17 protein-coding genes are annotated in these 17,898 nt (G+C 43.6%); 5 read left to right on the top strand and 12 right to left on the bottom strand.

Annotated elements, in window-relative coordinates:
• Positions 1 to 6: 6 nt before the first annotated feature.
• The 7 genes from OH460_RS16175 to OH460_RS16145 form a co-directional block, all read right to left on the bottom strand.
• Complete coding sequence (locus OH460_RS16175; RefSeq protein ID WP_008217849.1) at positions 7 to 1,239, bottom strand: quaternary amine ABC transporter ATP-binding protein; 1,233 nt, start codon at positions 1,237 to 1,239, stop codon at positions 7 to 9.
• Positions 1,232 to 2,131, bottom strand: coding sequence for an ABC transporter permease (locus OH460_RS16170; RefSeq protein WP_008217852.1), 900 nt, complete (start codon positions 2,129 to 2,131; stop codon positions 1,232 to 1,234). Before OH460_RS16170 ends, OH460_RS16175 begins: the two co-directional genes overlap by 8 nt.
• A 154-nt stretch (positions 2,132 to 2,285) precedes the next feature.
• Positions 2,286 to 3,278: an ABC transporter substrate-binding protein gene (locus OH460_RS16165; protein ID WP_269998615.1), complete on the bottom strand. Its 993-nt coding sequence runs from the start codon at positions 3,276 to 3,278 to the stop codon at positions 2,286 to 2,288.
• 530 nt (positions 3,279 to 3,808) lie between these two features.
• The gene (locus OH460_RS16160; protein ID WP_269998613.1) at positions 3,809 to 4,498 is read right to left on the bottom strand and encodes a chromosome partitioning protein ParA; all 690 of its coding nucleotides are present in this window, start codon (positions 4,496 to 4,498) and stop codon (positions 3,809 to 3,811) included.
• On the bottom strand, positions 4,498 to 6,597 hold the full coding sequence (locus tag OH460_RS16155) for an SLBB domain-containing protein (protein ID WP_269998611.1): 2,100 nt from the start codon (positions 6,595 to 6,597) through the stop codon (positions 4,498 to 4,500). Before OH460_RS16155 ends, OH460_RS16160 begins: the two co-directional genes overlap by 1 nt.
• Positions 6,594 to 7,427: an OmpA family protein gene (locus OH460_RS16150; RefSeq protein ID WP_269998608.1), complete on the bottom strand. Its 834-nt coding sequence runs from the start codon at positions 7,425 to 7,427 to the stop codon at positions 6,594 to 6,596. The genes OH460_RS16155 and OH460_RS16150 overlap by 4 nt, the downstream gene beginning before the upstream one ends.
• A 63-nt stretch (positions 7,428 to 7,490) precedes the next feature.
• The gene (locus tag OH460_RS16145; RefSeq protein WP_061034070.1) at positions 7,491 to 7,820 is read right to left on the bottom strand and encodes an STAS domain-containing protein; all 330 of its coding nucleotides are present in this window, start codon (positions 7,818 to 7,820) and stop codon (positions 7,491 to 7,493) included.
• Between the two features lie 331 nt (positions 7,821 to 8,151).
• On the opposite strand from OH460_RS16145, the gene OH460_RS16140 reads away from it, so the two are divergent.
• Complete coding sequence (locus OH460_RS16140) at positions 8,152 to 8,997, top strand: DNA ligase (protein ID WP_269998604.1); 846 nt, start codon at positions 8,152 to 8,154, stop codon at positions 8,995 to 8,997.
• 132 nt (positions 8,998 to 9,129) lie between these two features.
• Here OH460_RS16140 and OH460_RS16135 read toward each other — a convergent pair whose 3' ends face one another.
• A complete protein-coding gene (locus tag OH460_RS16135; RefSeq protein WP_269998602.1) occupies positions 9,130 to 10,500 on the bottom strand; it encodes an MATE family efflux transporter in 1,371 nt (456 codons plus the stop codon).
• 142 nt (positions 10,501 to 10,642) lie between these two features.
• Here OH460_RS16135 and OH460_RS16130 point away from each other — a divergent pair, with 142 nt between their 5' ends.
• The gene (locus OH460_RS16130) at positions 10,643 to 11,251 is read left to right on the top strand and encodes a riboflavin synthase subunit alpha (RefSeq protein ID WP_269998600.1); all 609 of its coding nucleotides are present in this window, start codon (positions 10,643 to 10,645) and stop codon (positions 11,249 to 11,251) included.
• A gap of 105 nt (positions 11,252 to 11,356) precedes the next feature.
• Here the strand turns inward: OH460_RS16130 and OH460_RS16125 are convergent, their stop codons facing one another.
• Together OH460_RS16125 and OH460_RS16120 are read right to left on the bottom strand one after the other, a co-directional pair.
• Positions 11,357 to 11,560 carry a CPXCG motif-containing cysteine-rich protein gene (locus OH460_RS16125; RefSeq protein ID WP_008217868.1) on the bottom strand — a complete coding sequence of 68 codons (204 nt, stop codon included), beginning with the start codon at positions 11,558 to 11,560 and terminating at the stop codon, positions 11,357 to 11,359.
• A gap of 58 nt (positions 11,561 to 11,618) precedes the next feature.
• Complete coding sequence (locus OH460_RS16120) at positions 11,619 to 12,485, bottom strand: fructosamine kinase family protein (protein ID WP_061034066.1); 867 nt, start codon at positions 12,483 to 12,485, stop codon at positions 11,619 to 11,621.
• A gap of 506 nt (positions 12,486 to 12,991) precedes the next feature.
• On the opposite strand from OH460_RS16120, the gene OH460_RS16115 reads away from it, so the two are divergent.
• Complete coding sequence (locus OH460_RS16115) at positions 12,992 to 13,336, top strand: DUF3802 family protein (RefSeq protein WP_008217871.1); 345 nt, start codon at positions 12,992 to 12,994, stop codon at positions 13,334 to 13,336.
• Positions 13,337 to 13,450: 114 nt separating this feature from the next.
• Here the strand turns inward: OH460_RS16115 and OH460_RS16110 are convergent, their stop codons facing one another.
• Positions 13,451 to 13,936, bottom strand: a complete 486-nt coding sequence (locus OH460_RS16110) for a C40 family peptidase (protein WP_269998596.1) — start codon at positions 13,934 to 13,936, stop codon at positions 13,451 to 13,453.
• A 104-nt stretch (positions 13,937 to 14,040) separates the two neighbouring features.
• On the opposite strand from OH460_RS16110, the gene OH460_RS16105 reads away from it, so the two are divergent.
• On the top strand, positions 14,041 to 16,086 hold the full coding sequence (locus OH460_RS16105) for a methyl-accepting chemotaxis protein (protein ID WP_269998594.1): 2,046 nt from the start codon (positions 14,041 to 14,043) through the stop codon (positions 16,084 to 16,086).
• Between the two features lie 115 nt (positions 16,087 to 16,201).
• Here OH460_RS16105 and OH460_RS16100 read toward each other — a convergent pair whose 3' ends face one another.
• Positions 16,202 to 17,011: a sterol desaturase family protein gene (locus OH460_RS16100; protein WP_269998592.1), complete on the bottom strand. Its 810-nt coding sequence runs from the start codon at positions 17,009 to 17,011 to the stop codon at positions 16,202 to 16,204.
• Positions 17,012 to 17,079: 68 nt separating this feature from the next.
• On the opposite strand from OH460_RS16100, the gene OH460_RS16095 reads away from it, so the two are divergent.
• On the top strand, positions 17,080 to 17,826 hold the full coding sequence (locus tag OH460_RS16095) for a tRNA-uridine aminocarboxypropyltransferase (protein ID WP_269998590.1): 747 nt from the start codon (positions 17,080 to 17,082) through the stop codon (positions 17,824 to 17,826).
• Positions 17,827 to 17,898: the final 72 nt, after the last annotated feature.

Raw genomic sequence — 17,898 nt, 5'->3', positions numbered from 1 at the left:
CTTGGACTAAGACGCTTTGTCAATTTTTGGCTTTGGGATAGGTTCTACTTCTTCCTCGCTTGTTTCTGAGAAGATGTCGGCAACAGCGCTTCTCTCTAGTTCACCTTTGAGGTTCCCATCTTCGTCCACGACCGGAAGAGAATAGTCGCAAGACATGGTGTCTGGCAGAACTTCTTCAATCACTGCATCAGGTAATACCGCAGGAACTTCTTCATAGATCTCATCACTGAAATCGTGAACCGAAGAATCTTCAACTGCGTCTTGTAAGCTCTCTTTTGTGACCAAACCTTGATAGCCATCGTCAGTAACGTGATAAGCGTAATCGTGCTTGAGCATCTTCATTTGAGCCAATGCACCTTCGATGGTCTCTGAGGTGATTCGATACAAAGGAGGCTGCATAACTGTTTCTACAGTCAAAGCACGAGCGCGATTCACGTCTTTAACGAACGCCTCAACGTAATCATCGGCAGGGTTAAGTAGGATTTCATGAGGCGTGCCTTGCTGCACTAACTCGCCATCTTTAAGGATAGCGATGCGGTCACCTAGGCGGAGGGCTTCGTCTAGATCATGGGTGATGAAGACAATGGTTTTATGGAGTTTCTCTTGAAGTTCAATTAACTGATCTTGCATTTCGCTTCGAATGAGAGGGTCGAGTGCAGAAAAGGCTTCATCCATTAACAAAATTTCAGCGTTAGTACACAAAGCGCGTGATAAGCCGACACGTTGTTGTTGACCACCGGAAAGTTGTGCAGGGTACTGATTGCCATACCCTTTCAAACCTACGGTTTCCAACCACTCATTTGCTTTTGATAGGCGCTCATCTTTTTTGATACCTTGGACTTCCAAGCCATAGGCGACGTTCTCAACCACAGTTCGGTGTGGCATCAACCCAAAGCGTTGAAATACCATCGACATTTTGTGACGACGAAACTCTTCCAGTTCTTTGGTATTCAAGCTCATTACGTCGATGCCTTCTACCGTAATTTTACCTTGAGTCGGGTCAATTAAGCGGTTGAAGTGACGGATGAGTGTTGATTTACCTGAGCCTGAAAGCCCCATAATCACAAAGATTTCACCGCGATTTATCTGAAGGTTAATTTCTTTAAGGCCAACGGTATGACCGGTGTCGGCGAGAATCGCATCTTTATGCTCGCCATTCTTAACGCGGTCCATTACGGACAGAGGTTTAGGCCCAAACACTTTGAACAGGCCACTAATTTCGATTAATGGTTTAGTCATGTTTGAACCCTCCTAGGTGGGCATTGGTTCTACGCGCATAAGCCTGTGACGCTCGGTCAAACAGAATCGCGAGTGCAACAATGGCGAAGCCGTTCATCAAGCCTAGAGTGAAATATTGGTTGGTAATCGATTTAAGAACCGGTTGTCCTAAGCCCTTAACACCAATCATAGACGCAATAACCACCATTGATAGGGCCATCATGATGGTTTGGTTTATACCTGCCATGATTGTTGGCATTGCCAGTGGTAACTGAACGCCCCATAAACGCTGTTTCTTGCTCGCACCAAAAGCAGTCGCAGCTTCTAACACTTCTTTATCGACTAAACGAATACCTAAGTTAGTTAGACGAATCACAGGGGGGATTGCGTAAATAACCACGGCGATAAGACCTGGAATTTTACCAATACCAAGCAGCATAACGACTGGGATTAAGTAAACAAACGCAGGCATTGTCTGCATAATATCCAGCAGTGGTGTAACGATCGATTGTGCGCGATTAGAACGCGCCATGGCGATACCAATAGGAATACCTAGGAAGATAGAAACTAAGGTACACACAGTGATGATACTGAGTGTCCGCATTGTGTCTTCCCACATACCAAAGTAGCCGATGAGAAGTAGAGAGAGCACACAACCTAGAGCCAGTTTCCAAGAGCGACTAGCGGCATAAACTAAGCCCGTGCAAACGCCAAGAACGATCAGCCAAGGGGTAGAGATTAGAAGTTTTTCAAACCAAACTAGGAAGGAAAGAAGAGGGTCAAATAATGATTCGATCATTTCTCCATATTCACGGGAAAACTCACGATATGCGCCGTCTAGCGTCTTTTTGATTGCTCGCAAATCAGAGCGTTCCATTTCTGGGAAGCTCGATAACCAATTGCTGTCAGCCATTTTATATCCTTATAGTTCGGAGCCACTTGTTCAACAACTAAAATGCGATGTGAACAAGGCTCCGAATTACGAATAACATCAAGTATAGCGACGTTATTTCCATTGTATTGAAGCGTAGCCATAGATAAATATAACTACTCTCTAAGCATTGTTATTAAAGCTCAGCTTCAACCTTTTTTGCGACTTCTTCAGAAACCCATGGGTGCCATACTTCTGGGAACTCACTCAAGAAATGTATGCTCGCTTCTTCACCATCCGCTTGGTAGTCTTCCATCCAAGCGAGTAAAGCATTCATTTTTTCATTGGTGAAACCACGCTTCGTAAAGTAGTCGTACGCTTCCGGTGCGCGCGATGCAAAACTTTCAGTGGTAATAGTGTGGACAGGAGAAGGCGGGTACATGGTTGCTTTAGGAGATTCACAGCCTTCTTGGGTCGTACAGCTGATAAATTCTTCTTTATCAACACCACTGCCAAAGTCGACTTTTACCATGTCATATTTACCAAGAACTGCAGTTGGTGCCCAGTAGTAACCGAACCAAGCTTCTTCACGTTCATAAGCCTTCGCGATAGATCCAGATAAACCAGCACTTGAGCCAGGGTCTACGATGGTAAAACCGCTCTCTTCTAGGTTAAGTGCGTCAAACAGGTTAGCGGCACTGATCTGACAGTTCCAGCCTGCTGGACAACTGTAAAATGCGGATGTATCTGGGTCTTCAGGGTGCTTGAACAACGCAGCGTTCTTACGTACACCTTCGATTGTTGCCATTTCTGGGTTTTGTTTAACTAGGTAAGCAGGAACCCAAAAACCCTCTTCGCCACCATTTACAAGAGCTTTACCTGCGTAGCGAAGACGTTTCTCTTCAACACCTTTATCAAGAGCGTCTTTTAGGCTGTTACTCCATAGTTCCGGTGCAACATCTGGTTGGCCTTTTTCAATCATGGATGTGCCGGTTGGCATAGTGTCGCCAGGGATGAGTTCGGCATCACAATCGTAACCATGCTCAAGGATGAATTGGTCGATGTTGGCGATAAGAGTTGCAGAGTTCCAGTTCATGTCTGCGATTGTTACGCTGCCACATTCTCCAGCGTTAGCATGACCACTGGCTGCTGCAACTAACAAAAATACGGAGCTTAACTTGTATTTCATATTGAGTTTCCTTTCTCTTTAATAATACAACCAAGCTAGTCAAGGTCTGTTGACTAACTGAATTGCTCGATGGTGATCCTTTCCGTGTTTTGAACCATTTGAGCAGAAGGAGGGATGGGGGAAGTGTGTGAACCAATCAGCAAACCAATACGGCAACAAAGCATAAGTGTGATTTGCTTGATTTATCCACGGTGTTTCACCGCCATCGGATAACTTTGTCAAACTATTACAAATTCGTCAAAAACCACCTCTATTTATAATCTTAGGGAATATTCGTACGAATTCCATCTTTGACGCTATTTACATGGCACTTTAACAGGCTGTGTCACATTACCGCCAAAGTTAGCCGGTTTGTGTTGATCTTTGAGGCGTTTTCAAGGTGAGATGACCACTAATTATGTGTATGAAATGCATTGAATGGTCGCAAAAATCGTATTTTCTATATTAAATTCGCCAAAAATTAGAAAATACGATTAATGTGCGATTTGAGGAAGTAATTGGCATTAATTCACCTGCTATCAGGATACATTCTACATCGGCAGGTTCAAAAACTCGTTCCGATAGAGTTTATTAGCTAGACGCTCACGTAGCTTAACCGGGATAAACTTCATTCGGTTTAACTGTCGAACCAGCTCCTGTGCAAAACTTGGCGTATGCTTCATATTCATTATGCAGCCCGTTAAGGAAATAGTCTGAGCATCGAGAAGCTTCTTAGCTTGCTCAAGATGATGAGACGATGTGTCTCCGTAAGCGACAACAAGAAGCGTTGAATCACAGGCGCTTGCTACTGATTGAGCTGGGATATTGCCTTTATTTATGTTGAGTAGCGGCGAAGTATCGATGACGACACGGTCGTATTTAACTAGCCATTGAGCAACAGCCTGCTTTAATGTCGATGGATCTTTGTATGCTAACTGCGTCGATGCGACTTGCGGTGCAGGTACCCCGATAAACGTGCGTTGTGATTCAACATGCTCAATAAGCTGACCTGATTGTTCCTCTTCAAGCATATTGAGATTCTTAAAAGCTGGGTTGAACAGGTTAAGGTCCACATATAGTGTAGAGTGACCCGCTAACAAGAAACGCTCGGCGAGGGCAGTTGCGACCGATGTTACACCGTCACCTGAATGACAAGCAGTAACACAGATAGAGCGTTGTTTGTTTAATTCGGATGCCAAATAGATTTGTTCAACTTCGGCATGCGTTGCTGAAATAGTCATTATAACGCTCCTATTAGTACAATTGTGGTAGTAATACGTAGTATGTCCTCTAGACCTACACGGGCTTTTTCCATAAAACTGTCACGACGGTCTGGAATGTAAATGGTGTCTCCAGCGCGCAAAACAGGTAGGTTATAAATGTTGGCTGTTTTACTAAACTCAACCAGGTCGAAAGTGCGAGCTTGTCCTTGGCAACAAGACATATTTACAATGGTAATCTTCTCAACGTATGCATTGTCAGTAGGGCCAGCCGCTTCAGCTAAGATATCTAAAATCGTCATGTTGTCGTTAAACACATAACGTCCGGGGTTATTAACGGCCCCTAGCACACGCACGGTTTCTTCTTTTGGCTTGTCTAGCCAGTTTTTGTTCTTCTCAGGGATATAGATGGTATCACCAGTAGTGACATTCGGTAGTAACGATTCGTCACCTGTTTCAAAATACAAAGACAGATTAAGCTTGCTGACCTTGGCGTAAGGTTTATCACGATGGGTCACACGAATGTTGTGTATGTCTGCATCTCCAGTAGGGCCGTCGGCCGCAGACAAGATATCTAGGAAATGCATGTCTTTAGTGAAACGGTAACGGCCCGGTGCGTTGACTTGTCCAAAAATGTAAATAGACGCATCAGAGCTTTGGCGAACCCATTGTGATTTATTGTCTGATGGGTCTTGCGGTAAATCGTGTACACGAACGATTGAGCCAGCAGCGATATAGGGCATTTGGTCTCGTGGTGCACCGTTTTTGATAAACTCATCTAAATCGAATACCACGAGCTTTCTGCCAGTCACAATCTCAATTTTTGTAGTATCAGCGCGTAGAGTTGGTCCTCCGACGTGCGCGAGTAGACCCATGAAGTTCATTTCGTCTGACCACTCAATTCGACCAGGTCGGTTTACTTCACCAATCACGTTAACGGCTCTGTCTGGAGCGATCTTCAACCAAGATTTTTCGTTCATATCCGTTTTCTCAGGAACGAAAATCGCATCACCAGCTTTAATGTTTGGTGGGCTTGAGTTAGGTAAGCCTTCGGTATAGGCGGCTAAATCGAATCGAAGTACTCGACCATCGGCTTTGATAACGCGGATTTGGCGAGACTCAGCGAAACGAGTAGGTCCACCGGCGTTAGCCAAGATATCCATGAAGGTCGCGCCTTTTTTACCTTCAAAGGCACCAGGTGCTGCCACTTCGCCCATTACATAAACCATGTTCGCACCAGATTTAATCTCTTCTTCCTGTTTTGGCACAAAAATGGTTGAGCCTGGGCGTAGCACTGGCAGTAGACTTTCGTCGCCAGAATCAAGGTAGCGCTTAAGGTTGAATAGCGTCGGAGTATTGTTTGAGATGACGCGGATTTGTTCGACACTGGCGTAGCGAGTGACGCCGCCAGAGCGCATTAAGACATCAACGAGATCGGTGTTTTCTTTAAAAGTGAATGAACCAGGTGCGTTTACCTCACCGAAGACTTTAATTGAACTTCTTGAATCAGCGCTGTCACCCGAGTTGGCGAGCTTAGCAGGATCAAATTCTTGTTCAATATTACCAACCAGGGGTGAAGCAGGGACAAATAGAGAATCAAGTGATTGCAGTGTAGGTAGGTAGTCCTCATCGCCAGAATCTAAAAAACGCTTGTAATTAAACTCTTTTCTTTCTGCACCGCGTTTGAGGATAAGCTTATCCAATTGAGCCCCAGAACGTAAGCCTCCAGCCGCGTACAGCGCCATTTGGACGCTCGAGCCCAAAGCCAAGGTGTATTCACCTGGTTGCTCAACGTAACCTTGAACGTAGATAATGATCTGTTGTTCTTTCACATAAACAGAAGCATTCGATAGATCTTTATAAGCCGTCGCCAGTGACTCTAGAACGACTTTATTCAACTGTTCTTTATCGTAGCCTGCGACGAACACAGTACCCACTTCAGGTAGGGTGATTCGACCGCGTTTATCCACTTGATAGCCTTTGTTTAACTCGCTCTCTCCAGGCACATTCACTTGAATAAGATCACCGACTTGCACTGCGTCCGAAAAGTCGTCGTCGGCATGTGCCAAGGTCGCGATGAACATCGATAACGTGATAAGTAAAGCAATCAGTAATTTCATAGTGAGCTCCCCATCTTAGCCGCGTTTTCAGGGGAGATGACTTCGATACTCACTCTTCGATTGGTTAAGCGTGTACCTTCGGATTCACCTTCAAATAGTGGTACAGTTTCACCAACCGAGACGGCCTTGATACGGCTAGGGCTTAGACCAAAGATAGTGAGATAGCGCTCAACTTGTTGCGCTCGGCCTAAGGCTAATTTGTCGTTGTATTCTTCTGAACCTGTTGCGTCTGCATGGCCTGTCACTATCAGCTCTAGCGACTTGTTGTCTTTTAAGATGTAAGACGCCTCGGCAAGCTTACCCATGTATTTAGGATTCACTTCGATAGAGTTGTGTGCGAATTGATTGTCGACGTTAAGTAGATCGTACAGTTGTTGAATTATCGACAGCTGCATACGGAATTGGTTTTCGTTCTTGGGAGGTTCACAACGCGCTTGTGAAGTTACATAGTCAAGTTGAAGCTCAAGTTCGTTTAGGCGTTTTCTTTGGATAACCAAATCGTTAGCCGCATCTAGAAGTAGGCCTCCTTGAAGCTCGCGAGCGATGCGATTTTGCTTCTCGATGGCTTGGACAACCGCAGCGGGGAAGCACCAACGCGCGCCTTCTTGAATCAGCGCATCCAAATGCAATTTAGCGAGTTGCCAATCAAAACGTAAGCCATGCTCTGGACCTAACGGTTCGTCAGGCATAACCGGCGAGAAGTCAGAATTCTGATAGTTCATCGAATCATAACTCTCGGCTAGTCCGCCAGTGCCGTGTTCTGGGTAACTTGTGCAACCCAGAACTAGCACAGACAGAGATAGGGCTATGTAGTTTTTGATTGTATTCATGCCAACGTCCTTTGTTTTTCGCTTTTTATTATTATTTTTTGTTACTTCTAGCTTAGTGGATCTTCATGAATTTGTAGGATTTTTTGAGTTAACAGGGATAGCGTGTCCAATTCGTAGGAGATTCATGATTTCCAGTGGTTGGCCTGACACGTTTTCTAGTCGCATGTTACGTTCACGCTCAGTTAGGCGTTTGAACATGTAAACAATCGCACCCACACCTGATGAATCAAGAAATTCTACCTGACTGAAGTCGACTTCGATCTCTTGATGACCGTCATTAGAAATCACGTCATCAATGTCGGTTTGGGCATCGCGACTGCCTGCCGCGTCTAAATCACCAAAAATTGAAAGTGTTAGTGTTGTTGTGTTTAGGTCAATCTTACGTAGTTCCATAGTCTTATCTCCTTGTGTTCATGAGTTTACAAAAGCACTGAATGTGCCAACTTTTTTGTCCCTACATATCAATAACTTATAGTGCATGGTTTTTAGTGTTTCATTTTGAGAAAGGTGATTTCTCAATATGAGAACTAAAATTGGTTGGATTTTTGGGAGGTGTAACGAATTGATTTTGCGAATGAAACGTCATTATGAATAAGGTTGATGTATTGATCGCATCTTAGCTCAAAGATTGAATGATGAATCGCTAGAACACCTAGGATAGAAAGTAGATTTGAGCAAAGTGCTCAATACTTTTAACCGCTCAAGGTACAAAAGGAATTTTGAAATGAGGCTAACCAGATTGGCAATAGCAACACTGTGTGCGTTTTCTACGTTTCCTTCTCATGCTTCGTATCTGCCTCCTGCACAATTGGTTTTAGCAAATACTTATAAGCAAGGTATAGATGTGTCTGAATATTGGACCAGCGAAAAACTCGATGGCATCAGGGCTTTGTGGGATGGAAAGCATCTATATACCCGAAATGGGAATCGAATTTATGCGCCTAAGTGGTTTGTCAAAGAATTACCGGATGTTCACCTTGAAGGAGAACTGTGGGCTGGAAGAGACAATTTTCACTTAGTCCAAACAACAGTCTTAGACCACACTCCAAGTGATACGGCGTGGCAAGAGATCGAATTCATGCTGTTCGATATGCCAGGTGCGGCGGGCGACTATCAGAAACGTTACTACAACATCTTGCACTGGGTAAGAGTGATAAACGAACCGCACATTGGGTATGTGGAGCATACACCGATTGCAAACGAAGAGGCATTGTTTCATCAACTTGATAATGTCGATGAGAGTAAAGGCGAGGGGTTGATGCTTCGTAAGATTACCAGCCGCTATCAAGCGGGGAGAAGTAATGACTTGTTAAAACTAAAGCGACATCACGATGCAGAAGCGACCGTTATTGGCTATAAAACAGGAAGTGGCAAGTATAAGGGGATGATGGGCTCAATTTTAGTACACACAGAAGATGGTGTGGAGTTTTACATTGGAAGTGGCTTTACCGATAAGATGCGCTTGTCTCCTCCGGAAATTGGAAGTCGAATTACCTTCCGTTACAATGGCTTCACTCAAAATGGTAAGCCGAAGTTCGCAAGGTTCGTTAGAGAGAAAAGTGATTATTAAACACTTGTGGATAAGCATCGCGAACAAGCATTGCTGATAACTATTTTGGACACGGAAAAATGTGTACATGGAATAAAAAAGAGCTCTGATAATCAGAGCTCTTTTGTTTAATAAACTTGTTTGAAGAAGTGCTTAGCGAGAGCCGAACTCCAACTGTACTTCATCACTTTGTTTGTGCATCCAGTGCAAACGCATACCAAGCATAATTGCTGCTGAAGACAAACCAATAATGAAGCCGATCCAGAAGCCGTGTGCACCCATTCGTTCAACAACCCAATCCGTCATTCCTAAGATATAGCCAATCGGTAGACCAAGCAGCCAGTAAGCGATAAAAGTACGATTGAAGATTGAACGCATATCTTTATAACCACGAAGTGCACCCGCAGCGATAACTTGAATTGCATCTGTACATTGGTACACCGCGGCAAAGATCAGAAGCTGCATTGCGATGGTAATTACTGCTGTGTTTTCTGTGTAAAGAAGTGACACTTGCTCTCTAAATAACACGGTAAGTGCCGCTGTGATAAACGCTGTTACCAAGCCAACAATAATACCAACGTGAGTCGCGATTTTAGCGCCCTCAGTGTTGTTCTCACCGAGTTTATGACCAACACGGATACTAACCGCAGCACCAATACTCATTGGGATCATAAACACCAATGAAGAGAAGTTAATCGCAACTTGGTGCGCCGCTACGATCAATGAGCCGAGTGGGGCTACTAACAGCGCAACTACTGCGAACAGCGTCACCTCAAAGAAAAGTGCTGCAGCGACTGGGAAGCCGAGCTTGAATAAACGAACTTGAGCTTTTAACTGAGGTTTATGGAATTGACCGAAAATGTTGATCTTAGCTAAGCGCTTAGAAGTCAGCACATAGATAAACAGTAAGCCAAACATGATCCAATAAACGATAGCTGTTGCTACGCCACAACCCACACCGCCAAGCGCTGGTGCACCAAGCTTACCGTAAACAAACATCCAGTTAAGCGGGATGTTTAATAGCAGGCCAATAAAACCAATGACCATTGCAGGCTTAGTCAAAGACATACCATCGGTAAAGCTTCTTAAGGTTTGGAACAACAAGAAGGCTGGCACCGCAAACATTACCGCGTTCATATAGCCGATGGTCTTTTCTGCCATTAGGATTTCAATATCCATCAATTGCAAAATGGCTTGAGTTTGGAAAAGGACTCCAATGATTGGAATCGAAAGTACAAGCGCTAAGAATGCACCTTGCTGAATCTCAAAAGGAATCTTAACTTGGCGACCAGAACCATTTAGTTGTGCGACCACAGGCACTAACGCCATAAGTAATCCGACACCAAACAAAATTGAAGGAAGCCAGATACTTGCCGCTATTGATACCGCTGCCATATCGATAGCACTGACGCCACCGGCCATAACAGTATCAACGAAACTCATGCCAGTTTGCGCGATAGATGCGATCAATACTGGCGTCGCAAGCTTGATTAGATTTGAGGCTTCTTCTTTGTAACGATGCACAAATAACTCCAGATGAGAAAGAAAATAGGACAGGAATGAATATTCAGAAGGAATCAGAGACACTGATCGTTAAGCTTCCATTGGACGAATCATAAAGAAATGTCACAATAACTGCCATAGTAAAACGCTAAATAGGAAACTTATGTTTACAGGTATAGTTCAAGGCATGGCAACACTGGTTGCTATCAATAAAAAAGAGTTGTTTCAGACTCATACCATTGAGTTAAAGGATGAAATGGTACAGGGGTTAGCTATCGGCGCTTCTGTTGCTCACAACGGTTGTTGCCTGACAGTGACTGAAATTTCAGGTAACCAAATCTCTTTTGATTTAATGCAAGCAACATTACGTCTAACCAACTTGGGCCAGTTAAACGTAGGTGACAAAGTGAATGTTGAGCGCGCCGCTAAGTTTGGTGACGAAATTGGTGGTCACAGCATGTCTGGCCACATTTCGTTAATGGCTAAGTTAGTTGAAGTTATCAAAACGAAAAACAACCGCACACTTTGGTTTGAACTACCAGAAACATCAATGAAGTATGTTCTGAGCAAAGGGTATATCGGTGTTGATGGTTGTTCACTTACGATCGGTGAAGTGGAAGATAACCGCTTCTCTGTACATTTAATCCCAGAAACCCTGAATCGCACGCTATTTGGTGGCCGTGAAGTCGGTGACGAAGTAAATATCGAATTTGATCCTCAAACTCAAGCGATTGTTGATACTGTGGAACGTGTACTAGCGAATCAAAAGTAATCAACCGTCACATTTAATCTGCGTTGTTCTATTTACGCGATGACCAAATAAAAAAGAGCATCCTAGGTGCTCTTTTTTGATTTTGTTGCCTGTAAGAAACACAAATTAGAATACCTGCTCATCGTCTGCATCGATCGACAGGTTTATTCTGTCTCGCACTTCGTCGACTTGCATGTCTAGGTGAATGGCATTGCAGCAGGCAGGGCAGTCGTCGTAAAAATCTTGACTGCCATTGGATGCGTCGAGCGTTATATTAATACCGTGCCCGCAATGAGGGCAGGAGACATGTTTCTCTGTGTATTTCTGCATGACAAATTCTCCTCAAGCTAACTTATACCATCTGACCGCTTATCTATTGTGATAAGTATTACACAGCCTGAATCTTCTGAATGCACGCTTCTGTTTGTGCCAGATATTCACCGCCAAATTGATTACAGTGATTAAGAAGGTGGTACAAGTTGTAAATGTCTTTTCGATCAGTATAGCCAACGTCAAGCGGCATGACGCTTTGGTATCCTTCATAAAACTCAGGTGGGAAGCCCTGAAACAATTCAGTGAGCGCTAAATCACACTCATGGTCGCCCCAATAACAAGCAGGGTCGTAGCAAATAGGACCAAATGCTGAATTAGCTACATTACCATTCCAAAGATCACCATGAAGTAATGAAGGGCGAGGGTTGTGGCCAGCAAGTCTCATGTTCACCATCCCAACAATATCGTCAATATCCCCGAACTCGATGCCTTTCTCTTTCAGGAGCTGGAGTTGAAAACCGATGCGTTGTTCAGAAAAGAAACGGCCCCATTTTTTATGCCAGGGATTTGGTTGAAGCGTGCTGCCGATGTAGTTGTCTTGGTCGCAACCAAACTCTTTTTGCTCACCCCACTGATGTAGTTTGGCAAGCTGGACACCAAAGTCATAACTGTTATTGCCTGTCTCGAGTGGTTTGGTAGGCAGATAGTTAAGAATGATAAACGAGCACTCTTTGGTTTTACCAATCAGCACCAGCTCAGGTACGTAGACTGTTGAAGTCTCTCTTAATAAACGTAGGTTCTCAGCTTCAATCTCAAACTTAGGTAGGAACTCTCGCTGATTCACCTTAACGAAATAACGTTCATTACCGTCGCTGATCATATAGCAATCGTTAATGTCACCACCGGGAACCTTAACGCGCTCGGTAATCTGAAAATTGAATAAGAGTGTGTCTGAAAGCTGTTGAGAAATGGCCTGCCACATAGGAAATCCTCAATGAACTGTTGGAGTGAAATACTATCGTTTGATAGCAATAGTTTAGGACAAATCTGAGTGATTTATAGACGTTCTGGTCAATGTTCTCAGCACTAGTACAAGACAGTACGGATCAATTAACAGTTTTGTGAACTCTGACTGTGTGAATGCCTTTGATAAATCAGTAAAAAGTGAATCGCCAATCGCAGAATAGTTGGAACAAATATCACGTGCGACACCAAATAACCTTACTTCCACTAGAAAATCAATAACAGCTTGGTATGGTTGACGCGCTATTGCTAAAGAGAGCTTTGAGATGTTGTGGTTTGAGCAGGACGGGTAATTATTATTGAGTAAGCTGCTTCGCGTATTATTGATTCAATTTTGCACTTAAATACTAACAAAGATCATTTTAATCCTCGTTATAGCAATAAAATGATGACAAATGACTTCATATACATAGTATTAGCCTAATACGTATTAATCTGCCTTAGAGCTTAAAACGGAGATTTATTGTGGTTGTAGAAACCGATGGCTACCTAGCTTTGATCGAGCACTTATCATTTAACCTAGATGTATTTACTAACGGTAACGGTGATACTGGAAACGAAAGTGTCGAAGACATAGTAACTGACATGATTTCAAGCAACATTATGGCGATCTTCGAGCAAAACCCTGAGCTGCATTCAAGTGTACGTTTTCAGTTGCTTAAAGAAGCGGATGCCGTGGTTGCTGATCTAGGGGAAGTGCTTGCAGGCGTGTGGGCTAAAAAAGCGACAAACGAACAGATTGTCTTCTTGGATGAATACATCGCATTGGTGAAGAACCTATTCGATACTGCAGTAGCAAAATACGATTAACCTCTATTTCGTCGTTACTGACTATTTTTGTGGTTAGTACTCCTTATTGATGGACTGAAAGCGTAGCACCTCTATGAGGTTGCCTTTAATTCAATTGGTGGCCTCGCAAATACACTATATGCGCCTAAAGTGCCAAAATTTAGAAGCCCAATATGGGTTATCTAGCCTAGATATGATCACACCTTTCGACGTAGACGCATGTAGGAACTGGTTGTTCCCCAAATACACACCTACATGCCTAACGGTGAAAGACGTCTTGAAAAACACCAAATCTCCACTCTTTGCTTGCTCATAAGCGATTTCAACGCCTTGTTTACTCTGATCTTTTGTCGTTCTTGGTAATGCTTGCTGCGTCGCATTTTGCACGGCAATTTGGACAAAAGCTGAACAATCAACGCCTGTGAATGAAGTTCCACCGAAATGATAGGGTACGCCTTTCCACTGCTTGTACACACTCATATAAGCATTAGTAGTCAACTGTTCTGACTTTGATAGAGGTTTATTTGCAATTTGGCTGTTTTTAGAAGGGGATGGTGCTGAGCTACAAGCTGTTAATGTTGCGAAAGTTATTGTAACTGCAAGCATTTTTCTGAATTTCATATGTAACTCTTCTGAAAGAAAACTGAAATAAAAGCGTAATCAAGGGCTTCTAGTATACCGACTAACTTAAGGATATCTCTTTTTGTAGTCAAACTGGATTTCGCATGACTGACACCAATTTATCGGTAAAACCCTCACGTTATACATTCTCGCTCATTCAAACGGTTAGTGCCGTATTTATTTCGATCCTTCTACTTGTCAGCTTTTTATCTATGGTCAGTATTCGTGGCATAGATCGAGTAGGAGGTTACTTTGATACTCTGTCTGAACAAGCTCTGCCACTCGCTCTGCATAACGCAGAATTAACACAAAGCGTATTAGAACAAGTAAAACTACTCACTTATAGCACCCAATCGACTGACTTAGATACACTAAACCAAACACGTCATTTGATCGATGAACTCGCTGTAGAGAGTAACAACACGCTCGAGGAACTCCTTTTTATCTCCCAATCTTTTCCTGATGCGATTTCTCTTGAACAAAAGCAAAGCCTTATCGACGATATGGCACAGCTACAACAAATGACCGACACGGTTCTTTCTGCACAAATTGAAATACAAAGTAAGCAAAACCTGATCGACAGTAAAATTGGTGAGTTTCGTTACGGCGTAGGATCTATCGGTCCTGAAATGAATCGTATTAGCTCCTTCTTAGTGGAAGATAATCCAGAAGCGAGCGACGCGGCCAACCGCTTTACGTCGAGTGCATCTGCGATGGCCAATACTTTCTTAATGTTGATGATGCAAAACGACCTTGAGAAAGCAGAAGATGAATATCGTCAATTGAGGAACCGAATCGCTGGTCTTAATTTGGCCTACAGTGATTTCTCAGATTGGCACCCAGACATTGCAGAATTCGCGAGCCTAATCGCCCCTTATGAAATGGTAAAAGAGGGCTTTACAGAAGAGGGCGTCATCAAGCAAATATTGCTTAAGCTAGAGCTAGTTAAACAGCAAGAGCAAAACTTAGCGCAAGTGATTGGACTAGCGAATACGGTGATTAACACGCTCAATCAGCTATCGTCGACAGCGTCTCAACTGATTGATGAAAGTGAACTGGTCGTAAACCAGACCATTGCTAACATCGACCGTGTGCTATTTATTAGTGGGTTAGTGATCGCAATGATCATTATTACGTCATGGCTAGTACTGCGTCGTTGGATGAACAAAGGCTTAAAAAACATTACACGTCAGTTAACGTCTCTTGCAGAACATGACTTCTCGAAGCAGAGTGAGTTGCTTGGCCCACTCGAGCTACAAGTCATCACCTCTAAACTTAATACGGTTGTCGATTCAACTGCCGATTCTATACGTTTAGTTACTCGCAACTGTGAAACGCTTTATCAGACCGCAGAAGTAAGTCACGACGCTGCAGAGCAAACCAACTTGAGCCTGCATGAGCAGAATGAATCTCTGCAGAATATGATCACCACAATCACACAACTTGAAGCGTCGATTGGTGAAATCGCTCGTATTTCGAATGCCTCGAATGATGATGCCCAAGTCGCAGAAGACGAGTCAGTGAGTGGTAGCCAGGTTATTGGTTTAAACCAAGAGCGCTTACAAGCGTTAGAGCACTCTTTAAACATGAACGAACAGTCGATGGCTGATCTTGATGGGCGAGTTAAGCAAATTCGTGAAATGGTCGACATGATCAGTGGTATTGCAGAAAACACCAACCTGCTGGCATTGAATGCTGCGATAGAAGCAGCGCGAGCGGGAGAGCAAGGTCGTGGTTTTGCGGTAGTCGCAGATGAAGTAAGGAAATTAGCGAGTGGTACATCCCAACAAACCACTAATATCCGAAACATGATGAATGAGCTGGTGGCTGCGGCGGACCGTTCTCGTACGTCTGTTACTGAATCACGAACTGAGATGGCGAATGCACTTCAAGCGAGCGGCGATGTGAAGCAAGCTTTTGAGAAGATTGAAGTTGCGGTTAACCAGATTAAAGGCCGCGTCGAGCAAATCATGGTCGCAACAGAGCAACAGGCTCGTGCAACTGTTGATGTGACACACTCAATCACGCGCGTATCCGAACAGGGCGAAAATACTAAACTGCAACTTGAGTCCATGATTGAAAGTTCTGAGCAAGTGGGTGAAATCGCAGGCCATCAACAAGCTATGCTTCATAAGTACGTATTGAAGTAGATGTGTCAACGTTGTCCGGAAATGGGAATTGCCGCTGAAGGGTGAAAAGCTACGCATATAAAAATGGCGCAATCTCTTATGAGTTTGCGCCATTTTTTATTATTTTCTTGAGGCGTTAGGTCTTGTCTTCCGAATGAGGGAAGGAAGCGAATGGTTGGCGTAACATCAAGTCAAGCCTTTGTTCTTTTCCGTCTCGTATTTCTGGCACACCAATATTGACCTTGTCATGGCCAAGCTTAGGTTGAGCGCGATACGTTTTAAACCAGATATCCCAAACTGATAAGAAAAACCCAAAGTTAGAGTGGGTCTCTTTGACGATCACTGAATGGTGCACTCGATGCATGTCTGGCGTGACAATCACTTTACGAAGCTGTTTGTCGAACCATAAAGGTAAACGACCGTTACTGTGGTTAAACATTGCACTTACATTCAGAACGACCTCGAATATCACAACGGCTAGTGCGGGCACACCCAATACGAAAATCAACACGACCTTAATTAGCATAGATAAAATCATCTCGATGGGGTGGAAGCGTGTACCCGTGGTGACATCGATATCTAAATCGGCATGATGGACGCGATGAAGTTTCCACAGGACAGGGATACGGTGGAAGACTAAATGTTGAGTGTAAATGGCAAGATCTAATAACACGACACAAAGGAACACGGTGATTTCAAAGGGTAGGCTAATGTTATTGAACAGACCCCATTGGTTTTGTTCCGCAATCAGTGCCGCTTGAAATGCCGCAACAGGTACTAATGTCGCCAATAAAACACTGTTAAGCGCCATTAATGAGAAGTTATTTCCCCAACGAAACCATTTATTTTGAGTCAACGTTTTTCTTGGCGCACGATCTTCCCACAACGCACACAAAACAAAAGCGCTAACAAAGAAAACAAGGCGAAGTAAGGATGGGTCTTGCATGAGAATTCCTTCTATCATTCTAACGATACTGTAAGTACAATCGGGCCACTTTTCTAGATTTACTGTTATTGTCCATGAGAATCCACGCTTTTCACCGTTTATATCAACACCGTTTGTCCCTTTCTACCAAGCCGTTCAATGCGCGCGGGTGTAAAGTGGTTCGATGTGAGTTCTGTAAAATCAAACAAGACAGCTGTATCTGTGAGCACCAACCGAACATAGATACGAATATTGCCACAATGTTGATCTTATCAGATAACGAAATATTGAAACCAAGTAATACCGGTCGTTTGATTGTCGACACAGTAAAAGACAGCCATGTTTACCTTTGGCACCGAACAGAGCCAAACACAGAGATGCTGGATGTTCTGAAGGACGAGCAATATCAACCGGTGATTGTGTTCCCGGAAGAGTATACCGATGACAAATCGCGAGTGGTTCAAGACCTACCACAAATGCGTAATCCAAATAAAAAGCTACTACTGATTTTCATCGATGGTAGCTGGCGTGAAGCAAGACGTATCTTTAGACGTTCTGAGTACTTACAAGATCTACCTGTGTTGTCGATTGAACCTGAATCCGTTTCTCAATACATGATGCGAAAGTCAGACAATGAGCAACACCTATCAACTGCAGAAGTAGCAAGCTTAGTATTAAAACAAGCTGGTGAAGAGCAGGGCGCCAAAACATTACAGCTATGGTTTGAAGCATTTCGCGAAAGCTACATGCTAAGTAAGACTCGTTACAAGTCAGATCCGACCAAACCAAGCCTGAATGCTTTCATAGAGCACAGTAAAAATGAGACGTCACTCTAACCTTTAACCGCTTTGTGCTGACTTGTTGTTCAAACAGACTCAAACACGAGATAAGTTTGTTATCTATCACGG

The organism is Vibrio sp. Makdt, from assembly GCF_027587015.1.
Classification (GTDB): Bacteria; Pseudomonadota; Gammaproteobacteria; order Enterobacterales; family Vibrionaceae; genus Vibrio; species Vibrio chagasii_B.
The sequence above is the reverse complement of the archived record's forward strand: the minus strand, read 5'-3'. Positions and strand labels throughout refer to the sequence as shown.

What these genes read in the sequence shown, in the direction of transcription:
- OH460_RS16175 (WP_008217849.1), bottom strand. Translation starts at nt 1,239, where the DNA reads ATGACTAAACCATTAATCGAAATTAGTGGCCTGTTCAAAGTGTTTGGG.
- OH460_RS16170 (WP_008217852.1), bottom strand. Translation starts at nt 2,131, where the DNA reads ATGGCTGACAGCAATTGGTTATCGAGCTTCCCAGAAATGGAACGCTCT.
- OH460_RS16165 (WP_269998615.1), bottom strand. Translation starts at nt 3,278, where the DNA reads ATGAAATACAAGTTAAGCTCCGTATTTTTGTTAGTTGCAGCAGCCAGT.
- OH460_RS16160 (WP_269998613.1), bottom strand. Translation starts at nt 4,498, where the DNA reads ATGACTATTTCAGCAACGCATGCCGAAGTTGAACAAATCTATTTGGCA.
- OH460_RS16155 (WP_269998611.1), bottom strand. Translation starts at nt 6,597, where the DNA reads ATGAAATTACTGATTGCTTTACTTATCACGTTATCGATGTTCATCGCG.
- OH460_RS16150 (WP_269998608.1), bottom strand. Translation starts at nt 7,427, where the DNA reads ATGAATACAATCAAAAACTACATAGCCCTATCTCTGTCTGTGCTAGTT.
- OH460_RS16145 (WP_061034070.1), bottom strand. Translation starts at nt 7,820, where the DNA reads ATGGAACTACGTAAGATTGACCTAAACACAACAACACTAACACTTTCA.
- OH460_RS16140 (WP_269998604.1), top strand. Translation starts at nt 8,152, where the DNA reads ATGAGGCTAACCAGATTGGCAATAGCAACACTGTGTGCGTTTTCTACG.
- OH460_RS16130 (WP_269998600.1), top strand. Translation starts at nt 10,643, where the DNA reads ATGTTTACAGGTATAGTTCAAGGCATGGCAACACTGGTTGCTATCAAT.
- OH460_RS16125 (WP_008217868.1), bottom strand. Translation starts at nt 11,560, where the DNA reads ATGCAGAAATACACAGAGAAACATGTCTCCTGCCCTCATTGCGGGCAC.
- OH460_RS16120 (WP_061034066.1), bottom strand. Translation starts at nt 12,485, where the DNA reads ATGTGGCAGGCCATTTCTCAACAGCTTTCAGACACACTCTTATTCAAT.
- OH460_RS16110 (WP_269998596.1), bottom strand. Translation starts at nt 13,936, where the DNA reads ATGAAATTCAGAAAAATGCTTGCAGTTACAATAACTTTCGCAACATTA.
- OH460_RS16105 (WP_269998594.1), top strand. Translation starts at nt 14,041, where the DNA reads ATGACTGACACCAATTTATCGGTAAAACCCTCACGTTATACATTCTCG.
- OH460_RS16100 (WP_269998592.1), bottom strand. Translation starts at nt 17,011, where the DNA reads ATGCAAGACCCATCCTTACTTCGCCTTGTTTTCTTTGTTAGCGCTTTT.